Origin of the sequence: Alishewanella sp. SMS8, assembly GCF_030737935.1 — a bacterium.
Taxonomy (GTDB): Bacteria; Pseudomonadota; Gammaproteobacteria; order Enterobacterales; family Alteromonadaceae; genus Alishewanella; species Alishewanella maricola.
The window spans coordinates 321,075-336,287 of sequence record NZ_JAPJEA010000003.1 but is presented as its reverse complement, the minus strand read 5'-3'; the positions used below and the strand labels follow the sequence as shown (position 1 = coordinate 336,287).

Sequence of the window (15,213 nt, the reverse complement as noted above, 5' to 3'; positions counted from 1 at the left end):
AATACCCCTCAACACTCAACACTCAACATTAAACATTAAACACTCAACATTAAACACTCATCACTCCGCAATCACCACATCTTCTACATATGCTGCCAACGCTGACTGGAGCGCCAATTTCGCCGCAACATCACCATGCACTATCCTAACTTGCCGGGGCCTGCGGCGCATCCCCTTTATAAACTGCACCAGCCCTTTTTTATCAGCATGGGCTGAATAGCCGCTTAACGTCAACACTTCAGCTTGAATATCAACCCGTTTGCCGTCGATCATAACATAGCCACCGCGCGGACCATATTGTTGAATAGCCGCCCCCAAGGTGCCACGTGCTTGATAACCCACAAAGACAATTTGATGAATGCGACTACCCAGTAAAGCTTTTAAATAATTCACCACCCTGCCGCCTTCGCACATACCACTTGCCGCAATAACAATAGCCGGTTTACCGGTGCTGGCAAGTAAATTCACCGCCGCTAAATGTTCGGCATGGCTATCAATGGTATGTAATTGCGCGAAGCTCAGAGGATGGCGACCAGAGTGTAAACGCTGTTTAGCTTCAGCATCCCAAAACGGCGCGAGTTGCTGATAGGCGACATTAAACTTTGCGGCTAAGGGCGAATCAACAATAATGGTGAGGTCTTGCCAGCGCAGTTGTTGGTGAATGGGCTGATCTTTTAGTTTAAAAATGAGCGCCTCGAGCTCATACAGCAGCTCTTGGGTGCGGCCAATACTAAAGGCCGGAAACAAAACAGTGCCGTTATCTTGCAGTGCATGCAACAACACTTGCTGTAAGCGCTTGATGCGATGGCGCCGATCGTCATGCAGTTTATCGCCATAGGTGCTTTCTAACACGACAATATCGGCAGCATAAGGCGGTTTAGGCGCGGGTAATAACGGCGAATACGGCGCACCCAAATCACCCGAAAACACGGTAATAAAGGGCTTGTTTGCGACCTGATGTTTAATTTCAGCATAGGCCGAGCCTAAAATATGCCCGGCTTTTTGTAACCGAAACTGCGCTACCACTTCACCTTCTAACGTAGGTAAATTTAGCCATTGCTTAAATTTACAGGGCACCAGTTGCCGACCAATCGCCCTTAAAAAACCGGCGATGAGCTTTTCATCGCGGGTAACACCCACCTTAAGCGCATCTTCTAACACTAAAGGCAACAAATGCGCTGAAGCTTCAGAGCAATAAATCGGCCCTTTAAAACCAGCCGCCAACAAATAAGGGATGCGCCCAACATGATCAATATGCACATGGGTAACAATTAGTGCTTGAATATGATGAATAGGGAATTGAATAGCGAGATTAGCTTTATTGCTGCCGCTGCCTTGTTCATCCCCCTGAAACAGGCCGCAGTCAATAAGTACAGCATAATCAGCCGCAAGCTGATACTCATGGCAAGAACCCGTAACGCCATCAACAGCGCCGTGGTGGATAAAGGTGGGCGGGAAAGCTAATTTGGTCATCCTTGAACCTCTTTAGTTTTAAGTGTTTAGTTTTGAGTGCTTAGTTTTACGCTGTGATGTTTTGATTATGGCTGTTAATATCTTAATCAGTTCATCGTTCTGATTAACTAAACTAATTACTTGAGGTTGGTTTTTATCTAGATAACCTGTGCAGCAAAGTAACTCTAACCAATATCGGGCTTCTCTCGACTCCTTACTAGCGATACACATTTTTGAGACAAAGTCTGCCTTTGACTGACCCGCTTGAGCTTCATTAATATTAGCCCCTATAGAGGTAGCACTTCTAAGCAATTGCTTAGACAGCACAAATTCCTTATGTTGCTTTACAAGGAATTGATAAAGCCTAACCACCCTCACAGCGAAGTCAAAAGCTTTTCTTTGGATATTATTCGACATAATAGAGGCCCAACTCAATTCACATCGAAATATCTATAGCATCAAACCATCAAAAAAAAACACAGACCATTAACAAAAAGCAAAACTAAAACTCAACACTAAGCACTGAGCACTGAGCACTAAACACTAAGCACTAAGCACTAAACACTAAACACTACTTAACCCTATCCCCACTACCCTTTCCGGCAACAGTCATAAAAATGTATTTAAAATAATCAGCAAGCGTTAAGTTTTCCAACATCTTAGCATCAGTTTCAGCTAACAACTCTGGGGTAGACATATCAATTTCATTCACTTGCGCTAAACCGGTAATCCCCGGGCGCGCCTTAAACACACCCATTTTTTCTCTAGCGGCCGTTAACTCTTCTTGATTAAACAAACCCGGGCGTGGCCCTACTAAGCTCATTTCACCTTTTAAAACATTCCATAATTGCGGCAATTCGTCCAATTTCGTTTTACGTAAAAAACCACCAAAAGGCGTTATGGCACTGCTACTGGCTAAATGGCTGGCCACTGATGCAGTATCTTTTTTCATGGTGCGAAATTTTACCAACGTAAAAGGCTTTTGGTTACGCCCAACCCTAACTTGCCGAAAGATTGGCGAGCCGGTATCAAATAAACCAATAATAGTTAAAAAAACCAGAACAGGAAAACCAAATACCAAACCACAAAAAGAAAAAATAATATCTAACAACCGAATCAACATAAAACCTCAAAAATAAAAAAACTCAACACTCAAAACTAAACACTATTCACTCCCTGCGAAGCAGCGAGCAATCCCCTCTTCCACCGTAACCGGTGGCTTCCAGTTTAAAGTGTCTTTAGTATGGCTTATATCTACCTGCAAGTTACCACACAAGCGATCAATCACAGCTTGTTTACCGGTTAGTTTACCCGCCAGCTTTAGCCAACTTACTGGCACTGGAATAAGCCTTGGCTTTTTACCGGCAGCACGGGTCATCATTTGCAGTAATTCAGTGGTGGATACATCCTGATCATCACTCACCAAAAAGGTTTGGTTAGCTGCTTTCGGGTGATCAATACAAGTAATAATTAAATCTACTAGGTTATCCCGAGCTACTAAACTGCGCTTATTATGGATGGCACCCAAGGGTAATGGTAGGTTTTTTTGTGCTAGCTTAGCTAACTTACCGAAATTGCCCGGTGCATCTAGTCCATATACCAATGGCGGACGAATAATCACAACCTCCATTCCGGTTTCTTTAGCAATCTGCTTTAGGCCGATTTCGGCTTCAAGCTTCGATACAGCATAAGCCTCAACCGGTGAAGGCGTGTCAAGCATAGTAAATGGTTCGAAGTTACTAATACCGTTAACGCCAATTGAGCTCAGGAATATAAATCGTTTTACACCAGCCTCAGCGCAACGTCTTGCCAGATTAAACGTCGCCTCAGTATTCACCTGTCTAAATGAAGCTATTGGCTCACCTGCGACATGTGCCTTTGCCGCAATATGAATAGCAATTTTGCAACCATCAAACCAGTCAGGCCTATCTGGTAGTGCAGCAATATCAAATAGTACAGGCATTACAAGATTGCTGGGCAGTGTTGTTAGAGGCCTTCTAGTGGGGGCTACAATGAAGCATTCACTGTGAATCAGGCACTCAAGAAGTGCTTTACCTATAAAGCCAGTAGTACCAGTAATAAGAATTTTGTTATTATTCACGCAATCAACTTATGAATATTCGGTTATACAACTTTACATGCTTCTTTTTAAGCATAACGATAAACAAATACCAGGCGATATTATATGAGGCACTAAACACATTACACTCGCCTACCTGGCGTAAAACACGCCAGTAATACTTAAAAGCATCGGCCTTACTTGCCGAGAGCGAACCGGCTCTAATCCGATAGTATCCAAGGTTTTCATTTAAACCATATGCATAATCAAAACGCTTTAACAACTCAAGCCACAAGGCAAAATCTTGGCGCTTTCGCACCAATGGCATATAAATTTTCCCGAAAGGCTTTGTATCATAAATCGCAGTAAGGCAACCAATATAATTATGTTTGAGTAACTTGTTGAAGTTAACACGTGCCGGGACTTCAATACTGTGCATCAATTCATCCTGCTCAGTAATAGTGGAATAGCCAGTAAATGAAAAACCTACTTCATACTGCTGCATAAAAGAAATTTGTTTTTCAAGTTTAGAAGAAGGCCATAAATCATCAGAATCAAGAAAAGCTAGGTATCTGCCTTTGGCAGCATTAATTGCGATATTTCTTGAAGATGCACCGCCAAGGTTTTTCTCGTTTATTATTACTTTAATTCTAGGATCAAAAAATTCTTTTAGAATTCTACAGGTAGAATCTGTTGAACAATCATCGACTATAATCAACTCCCAATCTTGAAAAGTTTGGTCTAAAACGCTCTGAACAGCTGAAAAAATAAAATTAGAAGTATTATAACTTGGCATAATAATAGAAACTAATGTCATATAAAACCCAAATAAGCATTGAAAAAATACGTAATTATCAAAGAGAGCTATAAGCAAAAAAACCTTTAATATAATTAATTACACCTTTTGCAACTGATGGTTTAAAAACTAGACTTGGCCTTTTAATAGAAAAAATTGACAAAACTAGAAAACCTAAAAATAAGCCATAAACTTTACGAATAGTATAACCGCGAGCATAAACCATCATATAATTAGATTCATAGCCGGAAGAAATTTGTGGATGGTAAGCAATTGTACGATTGAAAAAACATACTGCTTTTTGGGATTTAATGAACTCTGATAGAAAAACAGACTCATCGCCAACAGGGATAAGTGAACCAGCCCCCATATTCTCAGAGAAACGAATAGAACCAAGGCTTTTTCTTTTCAAACTTATCTCGATTGTACCTACGGATAGAATATTAAAAATATTTCTTCTGATTTTAGTTGGGCTCAAAATTTTTTTTCGAGGATTCCCAAATTCATCTCTTACACAATAAGTTATCACTTCACTACTGTCATTGTTGTGTGTATCGAAAAGAACTTGATCAAAATCATCTGCTAAAATTATATCATCATCACAAAAATAACATATATCACTAGTTGAAACATTGAGAAGGAAATTTCTACTTTTAGCAACACCAAGGCTATCTAATTGAAAGTAATGAACATCATCTCTTCCAGAAAATAAATCATAAGGAACTGGACTTTGATGACCAATTAAATAGTTTACACCTGGCTTTGGAGCCTGAATAACAGTTTTTAAGTTATCGATACGATCACCATAAGTCGAAATTAGTACATCAATCGAATTAAAAGAGTTCAAATAATTGCACCTCAATAGAAATTACGGAATAAAAACCAGAAAACTAAATACACGTTGATTTTATGAAAGTTTTTTTCTGATATCAACAGCAATGATAATAAGTATAAAGTAGTAAAGAATAGCTAGACTTCCATAAGCGAAACCTGAGAATAAGGATAGAAAAAAAATCAAAACAGAAAAATGAAAAAAATTAGGTTTCAATATTGATGACGAACTAAAGCAAGAATAAAAGGAAACAAAAAAGATTGACAAGCCAACAAAACCATTTTGAATTGCAATTGCAGACAAAAAACTACTAACTTCACCTATTTCATTAATACCGAAGTTATAATAATAAAAGTCATTAATCCATTTACTCAAATTCCCAAAACCTTCACCAAATAAAAAAGACTGAAAATCGGCATTAAGGTAACATTCGTAAAAATAATTAACAAACATAAATGTAGAATTGTAGCGGAGTAATGCGCTGCTAACCTTATTTTCACCACTAAAAAGCAAGAAAATTGATTCAAGCTTGTGAACAAGCCAAAAATCTAAATGAGAAACAAATCCAACCCAAAAAACAAATAAAAACAAACAAAAAATAAAGAAAAAGAAAAAAGACTTAAAAGCCTTCTTATTAAAATTAGTAACGTTTTTATATAAAAAAATCAGAACCCATAATAAAAAACCAGATAAAGACCATGTCATTAATAAACCAAAAAATAAGACTAAAGCAAAGAAACGACCATACCCTTTCAAACTGCACATGTGCAAGACTAAAGCTAAAAAAATTCCGTAATGTGATGGTTCATCAAAAAAGAAAGTAAATCTCTCTAAGACAAAAACCAAATTTGTTCTTGCATCTATAAAATCAATAAAAAAAGTCTCTGTCAACGATGTAAAAAAAGATATAAATACAGAAAAAAAAGCAAATTTGACTAAAAATAATTTAGATTCATACAAACGTTCTAGATTTGAAAAAGAAATCACTGACAGAGTTATAACAGCAACAGCAAAAGAACTAAATTTAAAAAATGAATCACCAACAGATAAAAATAGAATATTAAATAAAAGTAATGATGACATTATAAAGAAAAAATAAATTTGTATTTTTCTAAAATTCGAATCAACCAATTGTGCAACAATTGAAATTAACGATATTTCACTTGAAAGGCTTATTTTTTGAAGTAGAGAACCAGTGGATGATAAAGTATAGAAAGCTCTCAGTAGAATATTTTTTATCATAATAACGAAACAAGTAAAAATGATTTACAAAGAATATAATTGTTCATTTTGACCACACTTAGTGAAATGGATAGAAGCTTCAAATTCTATATATTCTATATATTCTATATATTCTATATATTCTAAATATTGATATCTTTGTCGATAACGTCAATAACACCGCGAACATCATTACTTTCCAAGTAAAATAAACGAGACTTGTCAGATTTAAAAAAACGCTTAAAATGAACTTTCAACCTATTTGCCCATATTAAAATATAATAATAAATAATGGCTGGTATAGATAAAAAACCAACATTAAAAATAGCTTTTTTAATACGTTTGAAAAATCTAAAATCAAAGACCAAACAAGATGCCAACATGTACTCTTTATTTAATCTCTTTGCTACAGAACTTAATCCCAGAGCTTCAAGTGCTTCAAAAGAAGACTGAGCATATATTGTTTTTCCAGACCAATAATATGGGACAAAATCTAGCCACTTTTGAGATTGATTAACAGGCAATTGTTTAACGTTATATACTTCATCATAATGCTGACCCTGACTACCTTTGCCAGCAGCGCTTTTGATTGATTGCCCTGATACAATTAAAGGAACGTCAATATAGATAAACTTATTTATAGTAAAGAGTAAAGAAATAGCATTTGCAATGTCAGGGCTTGGTCCAGGACAGAAGGAACCAGTTTTTAAATAAATTGTATCTAATGCAGCTTTTGTCACAATACCATGATAAACCCGAGGCATGTTTCCGATTTCAACACCACCTGTTTTTATAAACTTATTTTTCAACTCATTTAAATCAAATTCTTCTTCTTTTCTTTTAAAAGGTGGCAGATTAAAATCTGAAGATGAGCTGTTTTTATAAAAACGAGGTGTTACATCTGGCCAGTTATAAACAGGTCTTTTAGTAAGAACTGCGTCTACATTTTGAGCCTTCCAGTCTCTACAGTAATTTATCAAAAATTTACTAAAAATATCATCATCTCCTAACATTAAAACATAATGACCTTTTGCTTGATATATTGCTAAATCACAGTTATCTTTTTGTGATAAATCTTTATCATTGTGATTATAGATTATACGATTGTCATTAAGAGAATCTATATAAATTTTAGTATCATGAGAAATGTTATAATCGCTGTTATCTTGAACAACCAACTCAATATCGTCATCAGGTATACTTGAAAAATAATCGAGAATAAATTTCAAATAGTAATAGCGGTTTTTTGTTGGTATAACTATGCTTAAAATTATATTCATTTTTATTCACTACACCTAAAGTAATTAGACATTTGTATCTCTAAACTATCTACAAAGTAATTTGGTTCAAGTGATCTATCAATGCTATTAACATCTGAAAACGGTATTACATCAGCTGTTCCTGGAAAAAATTTAGAAAATATATTTAACATATCATATTTAGAGTATATTTCTTTAGTTCCTGCTTGAATAATATTTAGAGATATTTCACCTAAGATAATTCTGTGACAAATTTCACACCACGTTAAAGTTGTAATGCCATTCCATAAATGATTGACAAATCCATTAACAATATCACCTTGCCTTGTTTTTGCAAACCAATCCATTAATCCTTTTGATTGATAATTTTCAGTAACACCAATAATAGAAGCTCTGATAATCTTTGCATTAGACAACCTTAATAGTCCTAACTCACCAAAATATTTAGAAATTCCATAATCATCGATACAATCAGGAATGCTATCAATATCTTTTTTTGAATTGAAATCACCAGAGAATACACAGTCTGTGCTTGCATGAATAAATTTTGCTTTGATAGAGCGAGCTATTAGAAATGGTAAAAAACTGTTTAACATTACAAGTGCACTAAAATCAGTAGATTTTTGCTTGATCAATCCAATGCAATTAATAACGTAATCAGGCTTCAGATCATTGATGTAATTTACATAACTAATGTGATTGTAGTAATCAAATCTTAAAGAATCTTTAATTACAGTAAATCCAGCTTTTGTATTGAAATATTCAACAACTTTCTGGCCAAGCATACCATTTGAACCTAGAACTAAAACTCTCATTACTTCAAATATCCCTTTACATAAGGTTGACTTTTCAAGAGGAAATCAAGTTCTTCTGAATTTAGCATCCTTGTGTTGTAAGATGCATATTCGTTTTTATGTTTAATAACATTACTTGCCTGAAAGCTATAGTCGTGATTCCGTAAATCTGCAGGCACTCTAAAATAATCTTCGCAATCAATTGCTAAAGTCATTTCTTCTTTAGAACAGAGTGACTCATGCATCTTTTCACCATGTCTTGCACCAACAATTTCTAAAGGTACCTCTTTCTTTAAAAGACGCATAAGTGATTCAGCAACCTGCTGCACAGTCGCTGCAGGTGATTTTTGAACAGCAATTTCACCTTGAGAAGCATCAAAAAGTGCGAACAAAACTAAGTCAACTGACTGCTCTAAAGACATCATAAACCTAGTCATGTTCGGATCTGTAATAGTCAAAGGTTGACCTTTTAAAATTCTATCAATAAAGAAAGGTATAACCGAACCTCTTGAGCACATGACATTTCCATAACGTGTAATAGTAATTTTTGGACCATTACCTTTAATTGAAACGTCCCTTGCCTTGGCTATCGCAATTTTTTCCATCAGAGCTTTAGTAATACCCATAGTATTGATAGGATAAACTGCTTTATCTGTACTCAAAACAACTATTTTTTCAACTTGATTATCGACAGCGGCGTTTAGTACATTCTCTGAACCGATTACATTTGTTTTTACGGCTTCAAAAGGATTAAATTCACAAGAGGGCACTTGTTTCAAAGCAGCTGCTTGGAAAACATAGTTAACTCCTTTCATAGCTCTATTTACAGAATCAATATCACGCACGTCTCCTATCACAAATGTCATTCTAGGATCTGGATATGTTCTTCTCATATCTTCTTGTTTTTTTTCATCACGGCTGAAAACGATGATTTTTTTAACATCAGTTTTCAAAAGATAAGTAGCGAACATTCCACCAAAAGAACCAGTTCCACCTGTTACTAATACCACTTTGTCTTTAAAATCATATTTCATTTAAAACTCACTTAAAAAATAATAAAATTGTAATCAATTAGAAATACTCATTAACTCATTAACTCATTAACTCATTAACTCATTAATTATAGAATCTATTGAAATTTGCATTGAATCCTTTAAAAATCAATTAGAAATTGAAAAAATATCATATATAACTCTTAGCTGTTTCCCTTGAGAACTTTTAGGTATACTTTCTTAGCAAAGCTTGGCTTTAAAATTAGTAAAGAGAGCAGAAAAGTAACTAAGAAATTAAATCCAATATCTAATAGTGATATGAATCTAGAAATCCCTTGGAATGAGTAAAATGTCAACGAATATGCAATCAACGAAGTAATTATTAAAGGAAAAATAAGATTGTACATGTATGATTCTAAAATACTACTTTTATAAGAAAACTTTTTTTCAATAAGATACTTATAAAATAAACAAGTTACACACTGAACGAAGCAGAAAACCACTGCAGCACCAAATACACCATACATTGAAATTCCATACCAATAGCCTGGTAAAGTGATCATAATACTCAAAAAACCAATTAAATTATTTAATTTTGTATAGCCGTTAGCTACAGCTATAGCATAAGGAATAACCTGCTGAGAAAGCATAGCCATAGAAACAGCTATTATTGGAAGATACATACCAGCTTTGTAAGAAATTTCATGGCTTCCAGTCCAAATAAATAACAGGCGCTCGGCGTTAAACACTAAAAGTGACATTACTGTAAATATTAAAATGGAAGTATAAAAATTTGTTGAGTTATATAAAACTGTTGCTTCTTCAACATTTCTTTCTGAATATAAAGAAGTAAGCCTAGGAAGTATTGCTGCTGAGATAGGACTCACAATTACTAGTATTCCCATTGCCAAGGTTACTGACATCGTGTAAAAACCAAGTTCTTCAACTGGCAACTTGATACTTATCATTAACTTATCCATTTGAGTGTTTACAGCAGCAACAAGTGATATTAAAAACATGCCTAAAACAAAACGCCATATGCTCTTCAATACTTTCACGTCTATATTTAATTTTAATAAAAAATAACTACCTGAAATCTCTTTACTTAAAAAAGCTCTAAATATAAAAACAAAAATAAAAGAAACAAATAATTGCCATAAGAAAAAAGACTCCAAGATAGGGCTAATTATTAGAACAGGCACCACTAAACCATTACGAAACACTCCCCAAAGAACCTGAAACCAATTAGCTAATATGTGTTTTTCAAGACCTAAAAAGCCACCAAGGTAAAATTTGATAAAAAATTGCAAACCTGATTCAACTATGATTATACAAAATAAATATTTAAATTCTTTGGACGAATAAAGATCTGACTTTATTATATCTCCTGAATAAATATTTATTAAAAACAATCCTAGCAAAACAAAAAAAAGTACAATTATGAAAAAAAATGTTTCTAATGTTACAAATACAGTCTTCTTTTTTTCACTGTTTATGTCCGCCCTAGCTAACTCTCTTGACAATGCGGATGTAAACCCTGTACCTATTATCATAATTAGGCTGCTTAAAACTAAAGAGAAACTTATTATTGAATAGTTTTCAAAGCCAAGATATTTAATATATAGAGGAATAAATAAAAATACTGATAATGTACCCCACAATCTACCAAAAATATTTGCCAAAATATTAACAAACACAGATGAAACTACCTTTTAAATTATTGTTAATATCTGAAATATTAGTTTTTATCATCACTTTAATAAAGGACACCTAAAAAATTTTAAAATTACTTTATTACTTAAAGCTGAAATGTTTTATTACTACTATAAACGTAGCTACAACACATCCAATTAAAACAAGTAATATGCAAATTAACATTCTAGACGGCTTCGACTTTCTCTCCGCTATTAAGGCAGGGTCAACAGTTTTAAAGACATATTCACTACGGACATTCGCTAACATTAACGTCTTAGTTTGCTCCTCTACTAACGAAAATAGCATTGCTCTAGCATCGGCTAGATTAGTTTGATTAATTTGTTCATTTAAATAACTGATACTGCGTTGCGCTTCGATAAGTTCACGGTTACGCATATCTTCGTTAATTTCTAGAACTAATTTATCTGCCCAATCTTTGGCTAAATAGGGTGAATAGTGCTGTAGGCTGAGCGTTACCATACCGCTGGTTTTATCTTGCGACACACTTAGCAGCTTCATAAATTCGGTATAGGTTTCTTGAATACTCGGTTTAGGTGAAAAAGGCACTTTTACGTTACGTACCCACTCATTCGTTTCTGTATTAAAGATATCACTATCAATAATTAAACTGTCACTGCCTCTGTTCCAACCTTCAGCGGCCATTACCGGTATAAATAAATCGTACTTTTCGATAAAGCGGCCAATAAAATCACGGCTTTTCAAAACCTCTATGGCTAAGGTGGTTTTGTCATTGGCACCACCACCTAAATTCACCCCTGCTAACGCCGCCAAGCCACCTAATTGCCCAGGAATACTTAAACCACCATCTTGTGATACGGGTGATAGTAGCGCTTCACTTTTATAAATATTTGGTAAGCTTAGCGCGTAAATCACAGCCAGCACGGCAAACACAAAGGACGTGCCGGCAATAATCCACTTACCTTGCCATATGGCACTAAAAAGCTCGCGCAAATCAATTTCGTCATCCGCGGCTGCAGTTTGCGGCGCGTTTATATTCTCAGACATAGTATTCCTTGTTAAAGCTATTTGCTGCCTGGTTACCGGCTATAGCCACCAGCAACCAAGCACCAAAAACTAAACATTCAACATTCAACATTCAACATTCAACATTCAACATTCAACATTCAACATTCAACATTCAACATTATTAAAGCGTCGCAATAGCGGCTATAGCAACGGCGCTGTTATATATAATTTGCGTCGCGGTTGCCCAGATGGTTAAGCCATCTTTGTACTCGGTATTAAGTGGTACTACGATGGTATCGCCTGGCTCTAAACGGTTACGGCTAATGGCAAACCAGCTATTGTGGTTATTCATTACGCTACCGTCTGCTTTAATAACATATACCGCGTCTTTGTCGGCGCGTTGTTTAAAGCCACCGGCGCGGCTTAAATAGTCTTTAACCGATACGCCCGCCGTAAATACATGGCTTGAGGGGCTGTGTACTTCACCAATAATGCTAATGGCATTGCGCAGTTGCGGTACGAAAATTTCATCGCCATCTTCTAGCTCAATGTTTTGGCCATTGTTACCGGCTAAGGCCGCATCCATATCAATAACTAAACGCCCTACGGCTTGCGTTTCATTTAATTTAGCAGACAAGGCTTCGGCATCGGCGACACTGTTGGAACTATTGGTTGCGGTAACCGCCTGAGCAGCAAGTTCCTGCTGTAAACCTAAGCGCAGCGCTTCTAATTGCCGCTGTTCGTTTTCACGAATGCTGGCGCGGCTAAATACTGTCGCTTCTGGCTGGGCTAAACTGGTAAAGCCACCGGCACGGTTAATCACATCGGCTAAACGTTCGCCGCGCTTAACGGTATAAATACCTGGGAAACGCACTTCACCCACCAGTTTTACCGTGTTACTGTCGCGCCACTCTGGAATACGCTTAATTTGCAGGGTGTCTAATGGATTGAGGGTTTTGCTGGCTGCTTGGCTAAGCTCTAGTACTTGATGGTCAGTTACAAAGTTAGAGCTGCCATCTGTTGAGCGACGAGTTAATTCGGCACTTACTGCATAGCTTGATTCGCGAAAACCGCCAGCAACTTCAATTAAATCTTCTGCACTCATATCTCGAGTTAATGGGTAACGCCCGGGGAAGCGCACATCGCCTTCAATGTTTACCACCATTTGCGGAGTTGATTTGTCAGCTTGCTGTAATAAACGCGCCACCAAGCCTTCTATGACAGGCTCACGTGGCTCTGTCATTGAAAACACATACAGCTTATCTAGCGCTTGTAATGGAATAGCTAGGCTGTTTGGGTTGGCCAGCGACACCACTTGCACGCTGGTTTTTACCGTTTCACTATTAAAGCGCGCCAGTAAGGCATAGTTTTTATCGGCAAATTGGTCTAAATCAAAACCTGCTTGTAATAAGTTACCTAGCGTCATACCTGCTGTGAGCGGGAAATCGCCACTAAAACGGCTATAACCGCGTAGCGATACCACTTTAGGCGGTTGTAAGAAGCGTGCTTGGTCGCGTAGTTCGGCAATCAGTGTGGCTAAGCGCTGTTCACGATCTTCATTGCTACCAAATAAAAACAGCGTATCGCGGGCTTTTAACGCAAGGTTTGCTGCAGAATTAGGCTGGGTTATTGCGATACCGGGGTTAAAGGCAATCACTTCAATTTCACGCGTTGGGTAGGTTTCGCGGCGAATAATACCGTAGTTTAAATCGGGGTTAGGCAGTAACTCGCGCAGATCGGGCAGTACATCGCTGATACGCATGCCTTCGCGCCAGCCAAAGCCACCAGGGCGATGCACATGGCCGCTTAACTTCACAATATTGTCGATTTGATCCAGTACTGAATACACTTCGATAATATCGCCTTGCCATAAGGCCGCTGTTTTACCGCTGGCTTGGGTAAGGTCGATATCTTTTAAAATTTTCGCGCCATTGTTATCGATGCGCTCTAAGCGTGAAGCCGCCGGAAAAGCCGTGGGTAAAAAGCCACCGGCTAAGCGTACGATGTCATCGGCGGTTTTCTCATTTTTAAGCTCGTAAATGGCGGGGCGTAATACTTCGCCACCAATACCCACGGTGCGCTGTACTGTAGGGATAAAGACCACATCACCCGGTTGCAAAGTGATATCACCCGAGGTATCGCCGCGCAGCAGTAAATCATATAAATCTAACTTAGCGACGGTTTTGCCACTGCGTTTAATTTCGATATTACGCAGCGAGCCAATTTTTTTCACACCGCCGGCCGCTAACACGGCATGGGTAGCGGTGGATAACGAGCTAATGGTGTAAGCACCCGGTTGAAAGGCTTCGCCTAGCACAAATACCCGAATAGAGCGCAATGAACCCATGGTAACGTTTATTTGGTTACCAATCATTTGCTGCTCTACTACAGCATTGAGGTTTTGCTTTAATTCGTTGAAGGTTAAGCCGCTAACCATTAAGGGGCCAATATTAGGAAAGAAGATTTGGCCGTTGCGATCAACGCTAAGCTCTTGTTGTACGTTTTCTTTACCATAAAGCTGGATGCGAATGCTGTCGCCTGGGCCAACCACATAATCTACCGGTACTGGCGCATCTGACACGGGGGCGAAGGTGCTGGGCGAGCCGGCGAATAAATCGTAGCCAAATTGCTGTAAGCTTTGGCGTAAGTTGCGTGGCTTTTGCTTAGTTGTTATGGCCGCTTCAGGTTTATCATCAGCAGAGTTGTTCATCATGCCGGTGGCATTTTCTATTACATCGTCGGCTTGGGTATTAACCTGGCGCATCGGCGTAAGCTGTTGCAAGCTTGGCGACGGTGTAACACTGCCCGAGTTGCTTTGGCCGCTTAGTTGCGATAAATCGACACCATATTGCGCGGCTAACGCTTCCTGTTGGGCGCGAGGAAGTTGTTTAAACTGTTCAATCTGTGCCGCAGTGATTTGTGCCGTTGCGCTTGCAGTAAACAACACTGCAGCAGCACTTAACGCCAAGGTGCGGAAAAAACTCTTAGACAACCCCATGAAAATGCTTCCGTATTGTTAGTTATCAAAATGATGTTTTGCTGCTGTTCAGGCACGCTACCGCCACTGAGTTATGCGCCCCAGAACTGCAAATCTATTTTATCAAGCGCGGGATTATAGCTTAAAAC

13 protein-coding genes are annotated in these 15,213 nt (G+C 37.5%); all 13 read right to left on the bottom strand.

Going from position 1 to position 15,213, the window contains the following annotated elements; translation table 11 throughout:
- Positions 1 to 60 precede the first annotated feature (60 nt).
- A complete protein-coding gene (locus tag ORJ01_RS12020) occupies positions 61 to 1,473 on the bottom strand; it encodes an MBL fold metallo-hydrolase RNA specificity domain-containing protein (protein WP_306178228.1) in 1,413 nt (470 codons plus the stop codon).
- 18 nt (positions 1,474 to 1,491) lie between these two features.
- Positions 1,492 to 1,869, bottom strand: coding sequence for a four helix bundle protein (locus tag ORJ01_RS12015; RefSeq protein WP_306178227.1), 378 nt, complete (start codon positions 1,867 to 1,869; stop codon positions 1,492 to 1,494).
- A gap of 154 nt (positions 1,870 to 2,023) precedes the next feature.
- Positions 2,024 to 2,575: a sugar transferase gene (locus tag ORJ01_RS12010; protein WP_306178226.1), complete on the bottom strand. Its 552-nt coding sequence runs from the start codon at positions 2,573 to 2,575 to the stop codon at positions 2,024 to 2,026.
- Positions 2,576 to 2,617: 42 nt separating this feature from the next.
- Positions 2,618 to 3,553, bottom strand: coding sequence for an SDR family oxidoreductase (locus ORJ01_RS12005; RefSeq protein ID WP_306178225.1), 936 nt, complete (start codon positions 3,551 to 3,553; stop codon positions 2,618 to 2,620).
- A 4-nt stretch (positions 3,554 to 3,557) separates the two neighbouring features.
- Positions 3,558 to 4,328: a glycosyltransferase family 2 protein gene (locus ORJ01_RS12000; protein ID WP_306178224.1), complete on the bottom strand. Its 771-nt coding sequence runs from the start codon at positions 4,326 to 4,328 to the stop codon at positions 3,558 to 3,560.
- Between the two features lie 37 nt (positions 4,329 to 4,365).
- Positions 4,366 to 5,154 carry a glycosyltransferase family 2 protein gene (locus tag ORJ01_RS11995; RefSeq protein WP_306178223.1) on the bottom strand — a complete coding sequence of 263 codons (789 nt, stop codon included), beginning with the start codon at positions 5,152 to 5,154 and terminating at the stop codon, positions 4,366 to 4,368.
- Between the two features lie 60 nt (positions 5,155 to 5,214).
- Entirely contained in the window at positions 5,215 to 6,381 is a 1,167-nt protein-coding gene (locus ORJ01_RS11990; protein WP_306178222.1) for a hypothetical protein, read from the bottom strand.
- Positions 6,382 to 6,503: 122 nt separating this feature from the next.
- Positions 6,504 to 7,640 (bottom strand): glycosyltransferase family 2 protein, encoded by a 1,137-nt coding sequence (locus tag ORJ01_RS11985; protein ID WP_306178221.1) that lies wholly within the window; start codon positions 7,638 to 7,640, stop codon positions 6,504 to 6,506.
- 2 nt (positions 7,641 to 7,642) lie between these two features.
- Positions 7,643 to 8,434: a sugar nucleotide-binding protein gene (locus tag ORJ01_RS11980; protein ID WP_306178220.1), complete on the bottom strand. Its 792-nt coding sequence runs from the start codon at positions 8,432 to 8,434 to the stop codon at positions 7,643 to 7,645.
- The gene (locus ORJ01_RS11975; protein ID WP_306178219.1) at positions 8,434 to 9,447 is read right to left on the bottom strand and encodes a polysaccharide biosynthesis protein; all 1,014 of its coding nucleotides are present in this window, start codon (positions 9,445 to 9,447) and stop codon (positions 8,434 to 8,436) included. Before ORJ01_RS11975 ends, ORJ01_RS11980 begins: the two co-directional genes overlap by 1 nt.
- A gap of 161 nt (positions 9,448 to 9,608) precedes the next feature.
- Positions 9,609 to 11,102 carry a lipopolysaccharide biosynthesis protein gene (locus tag ORJ01_RS11970; RefSeq protein WP_306178218.1) on the bottom strand — a complete coding sequence of 498 codons (1,494 nt, stop codon included), beginning with the start codon at positions 11,100 to 11,102 and terminating at the stop codon, positions 9,609 to 9,611.
- 97 nt (positions 11,103 to 11,199) lie between these two features.
- Positions 11,200 to 12,126 carry a Wzz/FepE/Etk N-terminal domain-containing protein gene (locus ORJ01_RS11965; protein ID WP_306178217.1) on the bottom strand — a complete coding sequence of 309 codons (927 nt, stop codon included), beginning with the start codon at positions 12,124 to 12,126 and terminating at the stop codon, positions 11,200 to 11,202.
- A gap of 142 nt (positions 12,127 to 12,268) precedes the next feature.
- Positions 12,269 to 15,085, bottom strand: a complete 2,817-nt coding sequence (locus ORJ01_RS11960; protein WP_306178216.1) for an SLBB domain-containing protein — start codon at positions 15,083 to 15,085, stop codon at positions 12,269 to 12,271.
- Positions 15,086 to 15,213: the final 128 nt, after the last annotated feature.